Raw genomic sequence first — 17848 nt, forward strand, 5'->3', positions numbered from 1 at the left:
GTTGAAGAAGGGGAGATGGTCATAATCAAACGGAAAAGAAAGCACACATTGATGATGGCAGGCCTTATTGCGTCAAGTATTCTTGTGTTATCTGCCTGTTCTGTTGTAGAACAAGCGAATCAAAGTTTGAATTACGTTAGTGGGGCTACTGATTATATAGAGCAAGTATCGAACGCCGGAGCCGATCTGCAAGAACTCGCATCGGGAGCGGTGAGTAACCCGGAAATAACAACGCAGGTACAGGAGAAAATAGATCAGATTCAGGCGGAAGCCAGTGAATTCTCTCAGCTGACAGCACCAGCGATCGGGGAAAGCATTCATGAAAATCTGGTCAGTTACAACAATCAATTAACCGAAGTGGTGGGTCAATTTGAGAACACGCTTGCAGAGCAGGGCTTTACGGCAGAAAACTGGGAAAAGACAGGGATTCCCGAATTGATCACCAATATTAATGGTTTAAAAGATCCGTTAAGCGGGCTTGGAATCGAAGCCAATTAAGATTTAAACCAGGTTCATCTCATGAAAAAGGACGATATACCGGAGTGATTTCGATCACTTGCGGATATCGTCCTTCTTATTTTTCTAATATCAAGATGTTGATTTGCCACGGATTTTGGAGCTTAAATCTTCAATCTGTTCATCCAGGACATCTCCTGCTTTACTCAGAAACCCTGTAATAAGCTCCAGCTCTTCCTCTGTGTAAGTGGAAGCCAGATTAACCATAGCGGCATGAAGGGTGAGGTATGTGCTGCTGACCTCTTCCTTGTTTTCGTAAACAAGGCACAATGATGACTTTACGGCGGTCATTAGGGTCATTTTCCCGGCGTTTATTGCTCTGTTGGCTGCGTTTTTTATGAGTAAGGAAAAATTCGACCGTGCTTCCGAATCCGATGAATATTTAGCTTCACACTAGCAAGACTATATAATGGGTTTGTGTGCTGGATATGACATTTTTCTCATAGTGGAGAAATCATTTCCCATCGTTTGACAAAGCGATGAACTGTTTAATATGATTAAAGAACAGAAAAAAATATAGTTACTTACTTTAGTTTAAAAAATATGTTCTTATCAAAGGAGACCTGCGTTATGTCTGAACAAAATGGAAAAGTAATCATTATCACTGGCGGAGCGAGTGGTATTGGTAAAGAAACAGCGCTTCAGCTCTCGGATCTGGGTGCAACGATTGTTATAGCAGACTATAACGAAGAGGGTGCCAAAAAGCTTGCATCGGAGATTGAAGCAGGGGGCGGCACAGCTGGAGCATACAAAGTGGACGTATCCAAAGGAGACGAGATCAAGGCCCTGATCGACTGGACCGTAGAAAAATACGGAACATTGAGCGGTATTTTCAACAACGCGGGCATTGGACTTGTGAAGCCATTTCTGGAGATGGACCCGGAATCCTATCACAGAGTAATCGATGTTGACCAGCACAGTGTGTATTACGGCATGTATTATGGCGCCAAAAAAATGGTTGAACTGAATGTACAAGGCACCATCGTCAATACAGCATCGATCTACGGAAGTATTGCCGCTGTGGGAAGCTTTAACTACAATGCAGCCAAGGCGGCTGTCGTAATGATGTCCAAATCCGGTGCCTTGGAACTTGCTGAACATGGCATTCGTGTGGTTGGTGTAGCGCCAGGCTTCATCGAGACACCGATTCTGGGTGATGACAGAGCGATGAAGGATGCGCTTGCCACGCAACATATGCGGGGAGAGCTCATTCAACCGGAGAAAGTTGCGAGTGTTGTAACCTTCCTGTTCAGTGACGCTGCCAGTGCAGTGAATGGTACAACGATAGCGGTAGATGATGGATTCCTCAGCTTCAAAACAAAATAAGATTTGAGCTGTAAAATAGTCCAGTCCGTCTCCGAAAAATAAAAGGATAAGAGGCTATCTCAAAAGGAATTCTTCCTCGTTCCATGCGCTAACGAACCTACCGCACCTTAAAAGGCGGATCATCAACGCTGGCAAGATTTAACGAACCTCAGTAACGCTACTTCGTCATAACACTTTGCCAAAACCTGAAAAATGGACCAAATCGACGAAATAACGTCTCTGTGATTCGTTAGTTCTCAGATCTGGGCCAATGGAAGCGAATAGCGTGTCTCAGGTTCATTCAAACAAAATAACACGAACAAGGGATGCCCCCTGTCATATTCATGACTTATGGGACATCCCCTTTTTGTATTCCATATACGAAGAGTATTCATTATGAAAATAATTTTATATAGTCATCCCGGTTGTTCAGAGATCATGATACAATAAGTGGACATGCGTCTTTTATCATTTTGTGGTGTCATAGACAATACGCACACCGAGAGAGCCATAACTCTCTTCTTTGTAGTGACAGTGTGAGCATGTTTTTGTTGCGCATAACGCATCACTGTGACATTGTAATTTTTCGTTGCATAGCGGGCATTTATTTTCAAAAAGAGTCTTCAACACGTTAAACATGCTTAATCACTCATTTCGGATTAATTTACTTGGTTTTTATTATAGCTGATTATTTTAACTGCGTATACTGTTTTTTGCATCATGTTTCACACCGCAAGAAAGGAAGAAAAACCGATGGATACTCTGCTTTTTGTCATCATGTTTATACTGGGTCTGGTCGGTTCCTTCTTCTCCGGTTTGCTGGGTATTGGTGGAGCCATAATTAATTACCCGTTGTTGTTGTATGTACCTTCTCTCATGGGGCTGGAACCGTTCACCGCACATGAGGTGTCGTCGATCAGCATGTTTCAGGTGTTTTTTGCCTCACTTGCTGGTGTGATTGCCTACATTAGAAGAACAGGGAACGGGAAAAAGAGTGAAGTTCTCATTCATAAAGGTCTGGTGGCTTACATGGGCTCCAGTATTTTGGTTGGGAGTCTGATCGGCGGATTCATATCCGGTCATCTGAATGGAGAAGTCATCAATCTGATCTATGGCATTCTGGCCATTATCGCGATTGTGCTCATGCTGATCCCTGGTAAGGGAACAGAAGTCTCGGCTGGACAGCTGACATTCAACACATATGTTGCGGCAGGATCGGCTCTTGCCGTGGGGATCGTCTCGGGAATTGTCGGTGCGGGTGGTGCTTTTATATTGATTCCAATCATGCTCACCGTGCTTAAGATCCCTACCCGGACGACCATTGCTTCTTCACTTGCGATAGTGTTCATCTCCGCCATTGGTGGGGTGGTGGGCAAGATTCTGGGTGGAGACATTCCGCTGGAGCCCATCATTTATACGGTGATCGGGAGTCTGCTTGGAGCTTCTCTCGGTTCCAAAGTGAGTTCAATGATTAATGTGAGACTGCTTCGGTACGGACTGATGGTTCTTATCGCCATTACAGCAGTGAAGGTATGGTCTTCCATTTTGTAAAACCGCATAGGATAGAAGCGACCATGACGATTTCGTAACCAAACGGATGGAATGCCGTATAAAGGTTATGAACATGAGCTGGCGAATTTGTTGTTGCATGAATTCACATCAGTTTTCGTCCATGGAGCACCCTCAAACTCCTTTCATGGATACATGTTTAACATTATGAGAAGTTGAGGTAACCATCCTATGAATAACGTACTTACAGATCAGGCTGATGCAGGATATCGGCTGGCTGAGCAGAAGGCCGCTCAGTATTTTACTTCTCTTCATGAACAACTTCTGAATAACACGTATATAACTGCCCTTACGCAAGATATTCAGTTGTGGCAAAAGAAACATATTCAACCGTTTTCCTGGTTATCTTTTTTATCAACAAGTCAAAGAAAACCGGATTCCCGGGATGCTCATAGATATATCCATTGGCTGAATGTTGCAGGAAAACTGGATGATTACTTGGATCGGAGTATTTCTTACATCTATATGCGGGATCTGGGCAAAGCACTGGATTCCCCGGACACCCAAGCACGCATTCAGCGTGTTGCTCAGGATACCAAAGCGTACTTTATGCGTTCAAATACAACCCGACGCAAGGGAAAAACGGACTATATCAGTCTGGCTGCCTTGTATCGCTGGGCTCAGAAGGAGAACGTGGAAACAGCCGTTATCTGGGTCATCAGCAAATTAAAAAATGTCGCATCCAATATCCCCAAAGAACTGGATGCAGAACAGGCGCAGCGCAAGCTTCTCAAGATCATTCTTGGCGTTGTTCTGCATGTGAACGATGATATGAATGATGAGACTCCCCAGGCAGAGCGTTCCGAGAGGCTGGATGCTGCAATTCGGCTTGGTTATTCTTACGGACTGACCTATCCATTTATTGATGACCTGCTGGATTCGCAGGCGTTGACTGCGCAAGAGAAGCAGCAGTATTCTCTCTTGATTCGGAATGCGCTTCTCACCGGGATCGTACCGGATATCGGCGAATGGAAGGGAGCCAATCTCCAAGTCATTCAATATGTTCATGGCGAGCTGCGTGATGCGTTCGAGTATATCAAGAACTACCAGCGCCCTGAGACGCAGCGTACGTTCTTCGAGCAATCCTATGTATTCTTTCAGTCTCAGGAAATAGACCGTGCCAAGAAATTGTCCAACGCGAATTATTCCAATGAAGAACTTTATATCCCGATTATTATTAAATCCTCATCCTCCAGACTCATTGTTCGTTCTGTGCTTAGTGCATCGGCGGATGAAGGGTTTGATCTGCGGACGTTCTACTATGGCATATATAATCAGCTCGCAGACGATTTCGCGGATATGTTTGACGATATGGAGGAAGGAGCCGTGACTCCGTATACCTACTATCTGAAGTATCGTGACCTGCGGCCCGATTTAATTAATCCGTATGAGCTATACTGGGCGGTTATCTCTTATCTGATTCATGAGGTGTATCATTCCGATGCGAAGACTCGTGAGGTCATACTGGATCGTGCTATTAATGGACTTAAGCGTTGTAAAGAGCGGTTGGGTCAGGAACAATACAACGAAGTGATGAACATCTTTGCCTCCGGACAACCGGAATTCAATCGCCTCATTCAACAAATGGTGCGAAAAGCCGATGATGTGGATTTCCTAGATAAATTGCTGCGGGATCAGGTCATCCTCCAATTGCAGAATGACAAGCGCGAAAAACAGGATTTTCTGGATACGATTCGCACGGTTCGTGAACAGATCAATATTGAATTACAGATATCCAAGCCGGGTGGTCTTCCAGAGATGAAAGGCACGCTTATTGATGCTGCGAATTACAGTCTTCAAGGAGATGGAAAACGGCTAAGGCCGATTCTGACCTGGGTGATGGGTGTGCGTGAATATGGTCTGCATGAATCATCTATCATTCCTCTTCTGAGATCACTGGAATACATGCATACCGCTTCACTGATCTTTGATGACCTGCCGACCCAGGATAATGCTTCGACCCGGCGGGGGCGCTCTACCTTACATCAGGTGCACAACAGCGCAACAGCGGAATTGACAGGTTTATTTCTCATCCAAAAGGCCATTGGCGAGCAATCTTCCCTCAATCAGTTTGATGCCTCAACCGTGCTTACCCTGATTCAATATTCCGCTGAAAAAGCAGAGGATATGTGCATGGGACAGGCGATGGATCTGAATGCTAAAGGAAAAACGCTGTCCCTTGAACAATTGAACATGATCTGTTTCTACAAAACAGGTATTGCTTTCGAGGCTGCACTTGTGATGCCAGCCATTCTGGCTCAAGTGAAGGAAGCGGAGATTGCATCCTTAAAGAAGTTTGCGTATCATGCGGGTATCGCCTTTCAAATTAAGGATGACCTGCTGGACCTGGAAGGGGATCATCGGGTACTCGGAAAGCCGGCAGGTCAGGATGTACGGAACAATAGCTCAACCTTTGTATCCATTTTGGGTGAAGATGGCGCGAAGAAAGAGATGTGGGAGCACTATTGTCTTGCAACCGATGCGCTGAACGAAATGCCGAAGCCGATCTCTTTTCTGAGGCATCTGTTGGATTACATCATTGGACGGGAGCGGTAAATTCTTTTTTTGACTAAATCTCATTCCCATCTTCGGCTGGTTTATATGAAATAAAACAAAGGTGCCTGGATTCCATGTGAATAGAATCCAGGTCTTATTTTGCTTTAATGACACAAACGTTTAGAAAATGAGATGTTTCAACAATGAAAAATTCGGGTATTAAGCAAATATTGTGTTTATACACCAAAAGGAGAGCTTAAGATGCAGGTTCAAAAGGTCGATCATCACGAATTGTTTGAGCAGATTTATAATCAAGCACCTATTGGGATTGCACTTGTTGCTCCAACAGGACAGTGGATGAAAGTGAATCCTGCTTTTTGCAGAATGCTGGGTTATACAGCTCAAGAATTAATCCATCTTCATTACAAGGATATCACCCATCCCGATGATTTTGCACAGGATCTGATGTACGAGCGCGAACTGTGTGAAGGTAAATCGCAAGAGTACAAATTCGAAAAACGTTATATTCAGAAAAATGGAGATGTTGTATGGATATCACTACATGTCTCATTGGCTATGAACGAAGTCAGTGGAGAACCTCTGTATTTTATTTGCCATGTTGTAGATATTACGGATCATAAAACAACCGAACAAAAGCTGCTTCAAACGGAAGAAATGTTCAAACTTATTTCTGATAATGCACAAGAAATCATCTATATTGCGACCATTGACGGGATTTGTCGCTATTGTTCTCCTTCTATTTATAATCTGCTTGGTTATTCTCCAGAAGAAGTGGTTGGCAATAACAATACTGCCGTTTTTCACCCACAGGACCTGGAACGTGTCTCACAGATCGATTTGAGCACAGGTCATATGTTGAATATGCAGGCTCGCCATAAAGATGGGCACAGTCTATGGTTTGAAACCACATATAAGGTTATCGGGGAGCCTGGGCAAGAACAACAAATCCTTGCCATTGGGCGCGATATATCGGAGAGAAAGAAACATGAGGAAATTAGTGCAGAGGCTGAACGGATAGCCATGATTGGCAGTTGGGAGTGGAACATGCTGAGTGGCCATGTTTCAATGTCCGATCAAATATACGAGATGTTTGAAATTGATAACAATAAGCAGTATAAGGCCAGCGATATCTTTGCATTCATGGAACAGGCGGAGGAGCAGCGGTTGAAGGACTGTATTGAATGGGTGAAAACAGGCCAACCGCTTGATTTTGAATATCGGCATCTGGGCTCAAATGGTAAAGAAAAGTATCTTCATCTGCGAGGGTTAATTACCTTTGATGAGGATCAACGACCGATACAGCTAAACGGGACTTTGCAGGATATTACAGAGCGTAAACTCGTCGAATTCAAGCTTCAGGAGTCGGTGGAACGTTATACTTCACTCAAGAAATATAATCATGATGCCATCATTTCTTTTGATATGGACGGCAATATCATAAATGCCAACCCGGTAGCTATGAAAATGACGGGATGCCCGGTTGTGGAAATGATCGGAACCAGTATATGCAGGTTTATCGGACCGTATCATCTGGGACTGATTCTCAATAGCCAGTATGAGATGGCTGAAAAAGAAATCAATGCTATTCAGCACGTAAATGGTTCTGAGACAGAAGTTTTGGCAACGCTTGCCCCTATCATTATTAATGAGAAAAACGTAGGGTTCTACTTAATTGCGAAGGATATTACGGAACAGAAAAAGCTTCTTGTAGCCAAAGAGACTGCTGAACGAATGAATAAGGCCAAAAGTGAGTTTTTGGCGATGATGAGCCATGAGATCCGTACACCCATGAACGGAGTAATTGGGATGACGGACTTGCTTCTGGACACACCTGGACTTAGCGGAGAACAAAAGGAATATATTGAAATCATCCAAAAAAGCGGGGATTCGTTGCTTGCGATTATTAATGATATTCTGGACTTTTCCAAAATAGAGTCGGGTAAAACCGATTTGATGGATGAACCCTTCGATCTTAAGGAAATTGTGACGGAGACGGTTAAGATCGTAACGCCAATGATTCGGGAGAAGCAGTTGGATCTTCGTCTAAGCCTGGATGACGCCATTCCTGTTCCCGTGTTTGGGGATGCTTACCGTCTAAAACAGGTCCTAACCAACATCATCGGCAATGCTGTGAAGTTCACCCCGGAAGGCAGTATTGAAATCGAGGTGAAGGTTACCGGACAACAATACAATGACATTCAATTTCAGTTCAAGGTGAAGGATACAGGGATTGGAATTCCAGTGGAGAAAAGGGAGCATTTATTCGAAGCCTTCTACCAATTGGAGAATTTCATGACACGCAAGCCTCAAGGTACGGGACTTGGACTGGCCATCAGCAAGAAGCTTGTAGAGCTTATGCAGGGTGATATCTGGATTGAAGAGTCCGGCGATCCGGGGACCACATTTATGTTTACAGCGTCGTTTAAAACCAGCAACATGGAGGAATTCAACAGATACGATCTACAACAGAAAAAGAATAAAACGGATCAACTTCGAATTCTGATTGCGGAGGACAATGAGGTGAACCAGCTTGTTCTGCGCCGGATGATTGAGAAGAAAGGACATCTTGTTGATCATGTCGTGAATGGTTTAGAGGCAGTGGAAGCTGTCAAACGAAGTTCGTACGATATTGTGTTCATGGATGTGCACATGCCTCGACTGAATGGATTTGAAGCGACCAAAGCGATTAAGGAATCAATCCGGCCAGAGGCATGCCCTTATATTGTTGCGGTTACTGCAAACGCAGTTCGAGGGGATATGGACAAATGTCTGAAGGCTGGAATGGATGCGTATGTAAGCAAACCAATTAAAAGTGAATCCATTATGCAAGTGATGGAGGAGTTTTACCAAATAAAGAATCATCCCACTGCATACCATTCAATTCAACATTCCGTAAGAAGGGACTTTTGATTAGCAATGTAGCCGTTAACTTATCGATAGATATGTTAGCGGCTTTTTTTGCTATGTCCCATTCCGGGAATCACTAAATTACTGATTTTTGATCCATAGTTTGGAGATATCCATGAACCCAAACTCAGCGGTATGAAGGCCAAAGAGACTTTGATTAAGCAGGGCTTTTTTATTCATGTGGCAGCCGTACAATATCCAGCAGTTATCGCGAAGCAAATCCTCTGCTTTATTGAGCAGCAACGCCCTTTGCTCTTCATTTTGCTGAAGGAAATTCTCCATTTGTTGATAAAATACGGACTGTAAATCAGGTGATAAACAAATATGAAAATAGTTGCGTTTGTTGATGAAGAAATTAATCATGCCAAATTGCCAGTCATCTTCCAAAACTTCTTCTGCGATAATCAGGTCGGCTTCGCTTGTATCCCTCACATTGGGAAATTCAACGAAGGGTTGCAGCTCAATACATAAGCCGATGGAGGCTCCGCGTTGTTTAAGCCATTCTGCTTCTTTTTGGTCTTTAGCCACAGTATACGCAAGGATAATCTTCTCTCCCTGGTATCCACTGATGTGCAGGAGCTCACGGGCATCCTCAAGAGAAGACTCGCGCCAAGCATGCTCAGCGCTTTTCCAGGGAAGAAAGCTGTTTGCCGGTGTAATTCGATTGCTGCCCAGTTCCCTTACCAAAGCGACGGGATCGAATACAATGCGCATGGCTTGCCTAAATTCCAGTTGATGGTGAATACCGGCTTTGCGGAAATTAAACAGCATGTATCGGCATCCTGATGCTGGATAATCAACACTGTTGGTCCCTGTATCGTCTGTAGCTAATTTCAGTCGGTCTGTTCCCGGCAACTCATAATGGCGCTCATAAGGACCCAGATTGGGTACAAACCAAATATCTACTCGATCCAGATGAGGACGGATTCCATAATAGGCATCGAATGCGCTTATGACCAGTACCGTTTCATTTATTTCATTGATCCGAAAAGGTCCGGTACCAATCAATTGTTGGGTTACATCGACATCATAGGGGAGAATCGTCATTGAGACACAACTAAGCAAGTTCAGGAAGAAGCGATTAGGCCGACTTAGATAAAAACGAATGCAGTAATCCCCGACAACTTCGGTATGCTCAATATCCCGGTATAGCCAAATGAATGGACTGTCTACAGTGCGCAAGCGTTGCAATGCAGATTGGACATCTCGGGATGTCATGACCCGACCATGGTGGAATCGTACACCTTTGCGCAGATAGAAAGTCCAAACTCTTTGTTCCTCATTGTACTCCCACATATGCGCCAGATCCGGCAGGAAGGTTCCTGTTTTGGCGTCATAGGTGATTAGCGTGCTGCATACCTGTCCAAGCAGATAGGTTTCAAAAGCAGTATACACAAAAGCAGGGTCAAGGTCTGCCAATCTTCGTGATCTCACCATGCGAAGCACATCCTGACCGGAAGCTGTTTCAACATGACTTTGGAATCCCATCTGTTTATTCAATGAATTCAGCAGCCGTTCCCGGAGAGCGTCGTTCTTCTCTGTGCTGCCGATCAACTCGATCGCTTCCTTCATTTTACCTCTGCCCATGAGTTCCAGAAAGCTCTCTTCGAGTGCCTCATTCACACTGCGCAGTAATGTCATCTCCGAATGATGTCCCCGGCCTCGCCCGGGCTGCCAGTGAATAAAGCCTTGTTCCTCCAGCTTGCGCAGAATAAACTTCACGTTGCGTGGGGTGCAGCATAGGGCAGCGGAAAGGCTCTCGATCGTTACCGGAACCGATTCATGAAATTGAAGAGCAAGTTCTTTTGCTCTGGCAAGACGCAAATAATGGGTTGTTGCTGTATCCATATGAATGTGCTCCTTCATAAAGGGTGAAATGTGCTCACGTTTTCTTACACTTTTATTTCCCCCTTTTATCCATACAATTATACATAAAGGGATAGGGCATAGGTAGCCCATCTGAGACAAAAACATCTAGAACAGGAGAACCATACGCATGAAGCAGCATTTACGTCAAATTCACCCTTTAGCCTGGACCATCATTGTTGGAACGATGTTTGGACGTCTGGTGACGTCCATGAGCATCCCGTTTTTATCCATTTATCTGACTCAGGTACTGGGAGCTACACCCACACAGACTGGAATTACCGTCGCGGTTAGTTCTCTGGCGGGGGTTATGGTCAGCTTTTATGGAGGTTACATTTCCGATCGAATCGGCCGCAAAGTGGTCATGATGGTCTCCGTATTTGGCTGGGCCTGTGTTTTCTTCATCTTTTCAGCAGCTGAGCACCTGTGGGTATTTTTTGTGGCCAATACGTTAAACGGTTTATGCCGCGCCGTGTTTGAGCCCACGTCACGTGCACTTCTATCGGATATTACTCCACCACAACATAAACTGCTTGTCTTCAACCTCAGATATGCGGCCATTAATCTGGGTGTCGTGTTTGGACCTATTATCGGTCTTCAGCTTGGATCAGCGGAGTCTACATTTCCGTTCATGATCTCCGGGTTGGTATATATCGTTTACGGCCTGGTTTTGTTCCTGCAATTTCGATTGCAGCGCGCAAATCTGCCGGAACATGTTCAGGTCACTGCACCTCGTTTACGAGATGCACTCGCTACTACGGGACGCGACCGTGTATTTTTGCCAGTACTTATCGGAACTACGTTTTGCGTGCTCGGGTATGGGCACTTTAGCTCGACCCTGGCTCAGTATGTGGCCCAGAATCCTCTTTTTGAACATGGAAGTCAAGTGTTTTCCTATATGCTTTCACTCAATGCGTTGACTGTGCTTGTAATCCAATTCCCGATTGTGCGGGTGGCCAGCAAATTCCCACCGGTTGTACCTCTCATTCTTGGAAACGTGCTGGTCGCTACAAGTCTGTTCCTGTTTGGCATAGCTGAAGGCGTTATGCTGCTGATGATCAGTGTCATTCTGTTCACCATTGGGGAAGTGCTCATGTTCACCATGATGGATGTGCTGATTGACCGTATTGCCAAACCCGAATGGAAAGGGACGTACTTTGGCACAATTGGATTCAATAACTTGGGCAGCGTCATGGCACCGATTCTGGGAGGTCTGTTATTAACCCAATTTGGGACGGGGAATGGTCTGTTCGTTTTTGTACCGCTGGCCCTGACCACTGCACTTGGACTGCCTTTTCTTATCGTAGCCCATAAGCGTCTTGTAGTCAGGGAGAAGGAGACCACACCCATACAAGTGAGTGCCTAGCTTAAGCGATGCCAGTTGTATGACACATAAGCATTAGCTGTTTTAATTTTTTTTTGGGGACCATAACTTTCATTGAGAAATCAGCGTTAATTAGTTAAACATTTCCTCATGGGGGTTCCAAATGATATTAAAAAAGTTCACCTTAACATTGCTGGCGTGTGTTATGTTTGCCGCGTTTTCAACGCCGAGTTTAGCTGAGAATGACACGTTAGAGATTGGGACTGGCGTATTGTCCAATAACCGGGTGCTAATTCCTTTGAGGGTTGTGTCCAGCAACTTGGGGGCAGATGTAACGTGGTATAAGGAAGGGAAAAGCATTCGAATTAAAACGGATGAAAAAGAAATTTGGCTTGTGGTTAACTTTAAAAATGCGAGAGTGAATGAACAGATCATCAAAATGGATTCTCCTGTTGAAATAATTCGAAATACAGCATACGTTCCGCTGCGATTTGTCAGCCAAATATTAGGAGCCAAGCTAGAGTGGAATCCACAAACTAAACAGGCAATCATCCACTTGAATAAACAAAACATGATAGTGAGTATGCAAGAGGAGACCATTCAGATACCTGATTCTGTGAAAATAACCAAGGGACGAATAAATGTTTTGTCAGAGAAATTGAATGAAATTTCAGGCTTGTCTCAGATTAAGCAGGTCAGTACGTATTTCAAGCCTTATTTCACTGAAGATTTAATCAAATTTATTCTCAAAAGGCAGGATCTCGTAAGTGATTGGATGGTGTACGATGCTCCAGAGACCTCCGTCTATTACACAAGCAGTACAACAGCGACATTATCCCAATCGTTCGTAATCGGAAACACATTAACGGGTGATTCTCATTATGTAAATGATCGAAATATTGAACTTGTTTACAGTAATGGAGTATGGAAAGTGAATCAGTTAATGTTTAATCTCAGAGAAATTCCCTATTTGGGTTATGATCGTTGAAATCGTAGCATATGATGTTCAGTGGCATGAAGGAAATAACAATTGAGTTAATATTATCTTGACGGATTACAGTGGAGCGATTACAATAAACAACAAATATGTGTGACGGGTGGTTAAGATGAACATGTTCCAGACAGGGCGCATTCTGAATCGATAACTGAATACGCATGAGCAAGTGACTTAACCAATGTTTTTTTGTGTTGGCGTTTAGACAGTCATGTTTGTGCACCCCTGTCGTGGACGCTCATCATTATTGCGTGCAGAGGAGAAATCCGGAAACGCTTCTTATTTCATATGGTTCTCTTATTGTTACAAGCTGTAGATGAACATTAGTTCATCTATGGCTTTTTTGCATGCATTCCACCCAATTTGTTGCACATAGAAGGGAGGTTTTGTAGTACTTTTTGATGGGAAATCACCCCTAAGGGGAGAAAGAGAGGCAGCGATATGAAACGACCTGCTCAAAGTTATACCATTTGGTTTTCCCAACGAACCGGCAGTACTCTGCTGGGTGAAGCCTTAAGTTCTACGGGTGTCGCAGGATATCCGAGGGAGTGGTTGCATTATCAGCATAAGAGCCCAGACACATTAAAGCGTGAAGATCTGGAACGGATCTGGGATCAGGGAACAACGTCGAACGGAGTATTCGGCATCAAAATTAATTTTGAACAACGATGGATTGACGCATTCCGCAGTCTCTATAGTCTGCCAACAACGTTATCGCGGGCTGAGGTATGGAGTACGGGCTTCCCTAATTGCACCAAGCACATTTACATGACGCGTCGCAACAAAGTCAGATTGGCTGTGTCATGGTGGAGAGCCATTGTCTCGGGTGAATGGCACCGCAAGCACGGAGACAGCCCTCAGTTACAAGATATTGCAGATCAATATAATTTTGATGCGATTAAACATCTGCTTGTGGAGAGTAATATGTGCGAAGCAGCAATTGAAGACTTTCTGTCCGAGTCAGGCATTGTGCCGCTGACAATTGTTTATGAGGATTTTATACAGGATTACGAAGGGACCGTCATGCAGGTGCTAGATTTTTTGGATGTTCAGACTGACGGTGTAACCGTATCGCCCCCGTTCTTTGACCCGATCGCAGACGAGATTTCTGAACAATGGGTGCAAAGATTTCGGGAAGAATGCCAAAGAGATTGGGAGAATGTTAAATGGTAAATACACTTGGTAAGATTCATCCACGAGTTGGAAACGTTGCATTTATTGTTGTTATGTATGATTCATCTTAGTGAGGGAGCAAAATGCTTTGAATCACCAAAATGAAAAGAAATGTTATACGAAGGGGTGAGGGGCTATGCCCAAAACAGAGAAACGCTCCATGTCCTGGCTGCTGCAATATCTAAAACCAGTCAAAGGCCGATTGGCCATACTTATGGTGATGTTGCTAACGTCAACAGGGCTGCAGCTCCTGAATCCACAGATTATCAAACGATTCATTGATACAGCGGCAAGTGGGGGAATCCTTTCTAACCTGATCCAGCTTGCCGGATTGTTTCTAATTGTTGCCGTCGTAAATCAATTGATTACAGTAGCCGTAAGTTATCTGGGGAATGATGTGGCCTGGCGAGCAACGAACCGGTTACGGGGAGATCTCCTGAAGCATTGTCTGCGTCTGGATATGCGGTTTCATAATGTGAAGACGCCGGGAGAAATGATTGAACGGGTGGATGGTGATGTGACGAGTATCTCCAACTTCTTCGCGATGTTTATTGTGCAGGTGGTGGGAAGCTTTGTCTTGCTTGCCGGAATTCTCGGATTTATGTTCACCGTAAACATCCCGATTGCGATCGTCATGACGGTGTTTACATTGTTATCGATTCTGTTTATGGTGTTCATTCGGAATCTGGGAGTAAACTCTTCCAAAAATGAGCGGGAAGCGAGTGCATCCTTGTTTGGATTAATTGAAGAGCGTATTGCGGGAATTGAAGATGTTCAAGCGAACGGGCATGTCCCGTATGTGATGAATCGCTTTTATCGTACGATGCGTGTTGTATTTCAAAAAGGAAGGAAAGCCTGGCTGCTTCGGGTGATTCCATGGAATACAACGGTCATTCTGTTCGCACTCGCAGTCACGGCAGTACTTCTGCTTGGTGTTCATTACTACATGCAAGGCATCATTAGCATCGGTACCCTGTTTCTGATATATCAATACACCCAGATGCTTAATGATCCGATTGAGATGTTGGGCGATCAGGTTCAAGAGTTTCAGAAGGCCAAATCCGGCATGCTTCGGTCAAGAGAGCTGTTATCTTTGCGCAGTGAGATCGAAAACGGAAAAGAGGATCAGCTGCCAGAAGGGCCGCTTGGTCTGGAATTCAAGCAGGTGAACTTCAGTTATAACGAGGATAAACCTGTGTTACAAAATATTAACTTTGCCATTAAACCTGGCGAACGGCTTGGCATCATCGGTCGTACAGGTAGCGGCAAGTCAAGTCTCAGTCGGGTGCTTCTGCGCCTGTATAATCTGGATAGCGGAACGATTCGAGTTGGGGGCAAAGACATTTCAGAGCTTACCTTGCCTGCACTCTACCACAGGGTTGGTATGGTTACGCAGGATGTACAGCTGTTCGACGGTACGTTGCGAGACAATTTAACGCTGTTCAACCAGGACGTCTCGGATCAGATTATTAAGGAGACAACGAATCGACTTGGATTAAGTCACTGGATTGAATCACAGCCCGCAGGGTTGGACACCCATCTGAAGGCAGGCGGTTCTTCATTATCCGCAGGGGAAGCTCAATTGTTTGCCTTGACGCGAGTATTTCTGACTGAACCAAGCCTGGTTATTCTCGATGAGCCTTCCTCACGGCTGGATGCCGCTACAGAGAGCATGCTTCAGTCTGCCATTGATCAGTTGATGAAGCAATGTACGGGAATTATCATTGCACATCGCTTGGCTACTTTGGAAAAGGTCGATCAGATTATGGTACTGGGTGATGGCAAGGTACTGGAATTCGGAGCCAGAGAAGCACTCGCCAGCGATCCGTCGTCACATTATGCCAGATTGCTGATTACGGGGCGAGAGGAGGAATTGGCGTGAATGTAACAGGATTTATAGGCCGTTTATTTCGATTCAGGCCTTTTCTATTTTTGATCAACGGATTATTATGGTGTATATTTCATTCTTTGCCGCTGGCAATAGGGATCGGGATGCAGTGGTTCTTTGACCGGGCAACGACGGGTTCCAGTGATTATATGTGGCTGGCAGCTCCCCTGATCTTCATTGCTTTGATCAGGGCAGTAAGAGTAGGTACGTTTTTTGCTGCATTCTATGCATGGATTACGTACATTTACCATATTCAGGCCATTCTGCGTACCAATATGCTCGCTGGTATTATGCGCTGGCCAGGACGTAATCTGCCAGCTTCACCGGGAGAAGCGATGAGTCGCTTTCGGGATGATGTGGATGAAGTGGTTGAGTACGTAGAATCCTGGGTGGATTTCTGGGGAAGGCTTGTGTTCGCCATCGTATCCATCATCATTATGGCGAACATTAACTGGAAAATCACTTTGGTAGCTGTTTTGCCACTGGTAGTCGTAACGTTGCTGAATAACTTGTCTGGTAATCGGGCTCGTCGATATGCTCAGGTCAATCGTGAGTCGACAGGACGTATCACCAGTTTCATTGCCGAAACCTTTGGGGCTGTGCAGGCACTGAAACTTGGGCAGGCAGAAGAGCATGTCTCTACTCGTTTTAACAAACTGAATGAAGAACGTCGTCAAGCCGCACTCCGGGATAATCTGTTCAAACAGTGGATGAGATCACTTAATCAGCATGTGCTCAGTATATGTACAGGTCTCATTCTCCTGATGTGTGCGGCCGAGATGAAATCCGGCAATTTCACCGTAGGTAACTTTGCTTTGTTCACCAGTTATCTTGCCAATATTGGCTTTAGTATTTCATTGTTTGGCTATATGGTATTCCAGCATAAACGGCTCAAAGTATCTTTTGACCGCATGCGAACCTTGTTTCGTCCTGGTGAGGAAGACCGGATCATGGATTTCAGAGAGACGTATCTGAATGAAGATCCGCCTGAGCTTCCTGATGAACAGAGAGATCCCAAAGAGAAGCTAAGAGAGCTGGAGATCAGCAATCTGGCGTACCAATATCCTCATTCCGCAAATGGAATACAGGATATCAGCTTCCGTGTGAAGCGGGGACAATTTCTGGTCATCACTGGACGGATCGGTTCTGGCAAATCGACTCTGGTCCGCACACTTCTGGGACTGCTGCCCAAACAGGAGGGTTCAATTCGATGGAATGGTACAGATGTAGATCCCGCTACCTTCCTGATGCCGCCTAGAGCAGCATATACGCCGCAAGTACCCCGACTGTTCAGTGATACGCTGAAAGAGAATATTGTTCAGGGCAAACAGGGCCGTACGGAAATCGCACTTGCAAAAGCCATTCGTTTGGCTGTTATGGATAAAGATATTCAAAACCTGGATCAAGGACTCGAAACGTCCGTAGGTCCAAGAGGTGTCATGCTGTCGGGTGGTCAGATTCAACGCGCGGCTACCGGACGCATGCTGATGACGGAAGCAGACCTGTTCATCTTCGATGATCTGTCCAGTGCGCTGGATGTGGAAACCGAGCAGCAGGTCTGGGAAGGTTTGTTCCAGGAGCCAGATGTCACCTGTATTGCGGTGTCTCACCGCAGAGCAGCACTTGCGAAGGCAGATCATATCATCGTCATGAAGGATGGACGAATTGAAGCCGAGGGCAGCTTATCAGATTTGCTTGCCACTAATGAAGAGATGCAGCTGCTTTGGCAAGGTGAACAAACACCGGTTAAAGTGGGTTAGGATAAGATATACGATAAAAAAATGAAAAA

The 17848-nt window shown here is 44.9% G+C and carries 12 protein-coding genes; 10 read left to right on the top strand and 2 right to left on the bottom strand.

Translation table 11 applies throughout. From position 1 onward, the window contains the following. Positions 1 to 51: 51 nt before the first annotated feature. A complete protein-coding gene (locus tag MKY42_RS14380) occupies positions 52 to 498 on the top strand; it encodes a DUF6376 family protein (protein WP_339851936.1) in 447 nt (148 codons plus the stop codon). A gap of 90 nt (positions 499 to 588) precedes the next feature. On the opposite strand, the gene MKY42_RS14385 is transcribed toward MKY42_RS14380, so the two are convergent. Beyond that, positions 589 to 807 (bottom strand): hypothetical protein, encoded by a 219-nt coding sequence (locus MKY42_RS14385; protein WP_339851939.1) that lies wholly within the window; start codon positions 805 to 807, stop codon positions 589 to 591. Between the two features lie 279 nt (positions 808 to 1086). Here MKY42_RS14385 and MKY42_RS14390 point away from each other — a divergent pair, with 279 nt between their 5' ends. The 4 genes from MKY42_RS14390 (at position 1087) to MKY42_RS14405 (ending at position 8817) form a co-directional block, all read left to right on the top strand. Next, a complete protein-coding gene (locus MKY42_RS14390; protein ID WP_111618935.1) occupies positions 1087 to 1842 on the top strand; it encodes an SDR family NAD(P)-dependent oxidoreductase in 756 nt (251 codons plus the stop codon). A 732-nt stretch (positions 1843 to 2574) separates the two neighbouring features. Then, the gene (locus MKY42_RS14395; RefSeq protein ID WP_090897196.1) at positions 2575 to 3372 is read left to right on the top strand and encodes a sulfite exporter TauE/SafE family protein; all 798 of its coding nucleotides are present in this window, start codon (positions 2575 to 2577) and stop codon (positions 3370 to 3372) included. Between the two features lie 189 nt (positions 3373 to 3561). Further along, on the top strand, positions 3562 to 5946 hold the full coding sequence (locus MKY42_RS14400) for a polyprenyl synthetase family protein (protein WP_090897200.1): 2385 nt from the start codon (positions 3562 to 3564) through the stop codon (positions 5944 to 5946). A gap of 201 nt (positions 5947 to 6147) precedes the next feature. Then, entirely contained in the window at positions 6148 to 8817 is a 2670-nt protein-coding gene (locus tag MKY42_RS14405; RefSeq protein WP_090897205.1) for a PAS domain S-box protein, read from the top strand. A 78-nt stretch (positions 8818 to 8895) separates the two neighbouring features. Here the strand turns inward: MKY42_RS14405 and MKY42_RS14410 are convergent, their stop codons facing one another. Continuing rightward, positions 8896 to 10662 carry an ABC transporter substrate-binding protein gene (locus MKY42_RS14410; protein ID WP_339851946.1) on the bottom strand — a complete coding sequence of 589 codons (1767 nt, stop codon included), beginning with the start codon at positions 10660 to 10662 and terminating at the stop codon, positions 8896 to 8898. Positions 10663 to 10810: 148 nt separating this feature from the next. Here MKY42_RS14410 and MKY42_RS14415 point away from each other — a divergent pair, with 148 nt between their 5' ends. From MKY42_RS14415 to MKY42_RS14435, 5 genes are all read left to right on the top strand, one after another. Next, complete coding sequence (locus MKY42_RS14415; protein WP_090897210.1) at positions 10811 to 12046, top strand: MFS transporter; 1236 nt, start codon at positions 10811 to 10813, stop codon at positions 12044 to 12046. Positions 12047 to 12167: 121 nt separating this feature from the next. After that, on the top strand, positions 12168 to 12992 hold the full coding sequence (locus MKY42_RS14420) for a stalk domain-containing protein (protein WP_090897214.1): 825 nt from the start codon (positions 12168 to 12170) through the stop codon (positions 12990 to 12992). A 447-nt stretch (positions 12993 to 13439) separates the two neighbouring features. Continuing rightward, entirely contained in the window at positions 13440 to 14171 is a 732-nt protein-coding gene (locus MKY42_RS14425) for a Stf0 family sulfotransferase (protein WP_090897219.1), read from the top strand. Positions 14172 to 14307: 136 nt separating this feature from the next. Beyond that, complete coding sequence (locus tag MKY42_RS14430; protein WP_179264993.1) at positions 14308 to 16053, top strand: ABC transporter ATP-binding protein; 1746 nt, start codon at positions 14308 to 14310, stop codon at positions 16051 to 16053. Then, positions 16050 to 17819 (top strand): ABC transporter ATP-binding protein, encoded by a 1770-nt coding sequence (locus MKY42_RS14435; protein ID WP_179264992.1) that lies wholly within the window; start codon positions 16050 to 16052, stop codon positions 17817 to 17819. The genes MKY42_RS14430 and MKY42_RS14435 overlap by 4 nt, the downstream gene beginning before the upstream one ends. The last annotated feature ends 29 nt before the right edge of the window (positions 17820 to 17848 follow it).

It is taken from the genome of Paenibacillus sp. FSL W7-1088 (genome assembly GCF_037969855.1).
Classification (GTDB): domain Bacteria; phylum Bacillota; class Bacilli; order Paenibacillales; family Paenibacillaceae; genus Paenibacillus.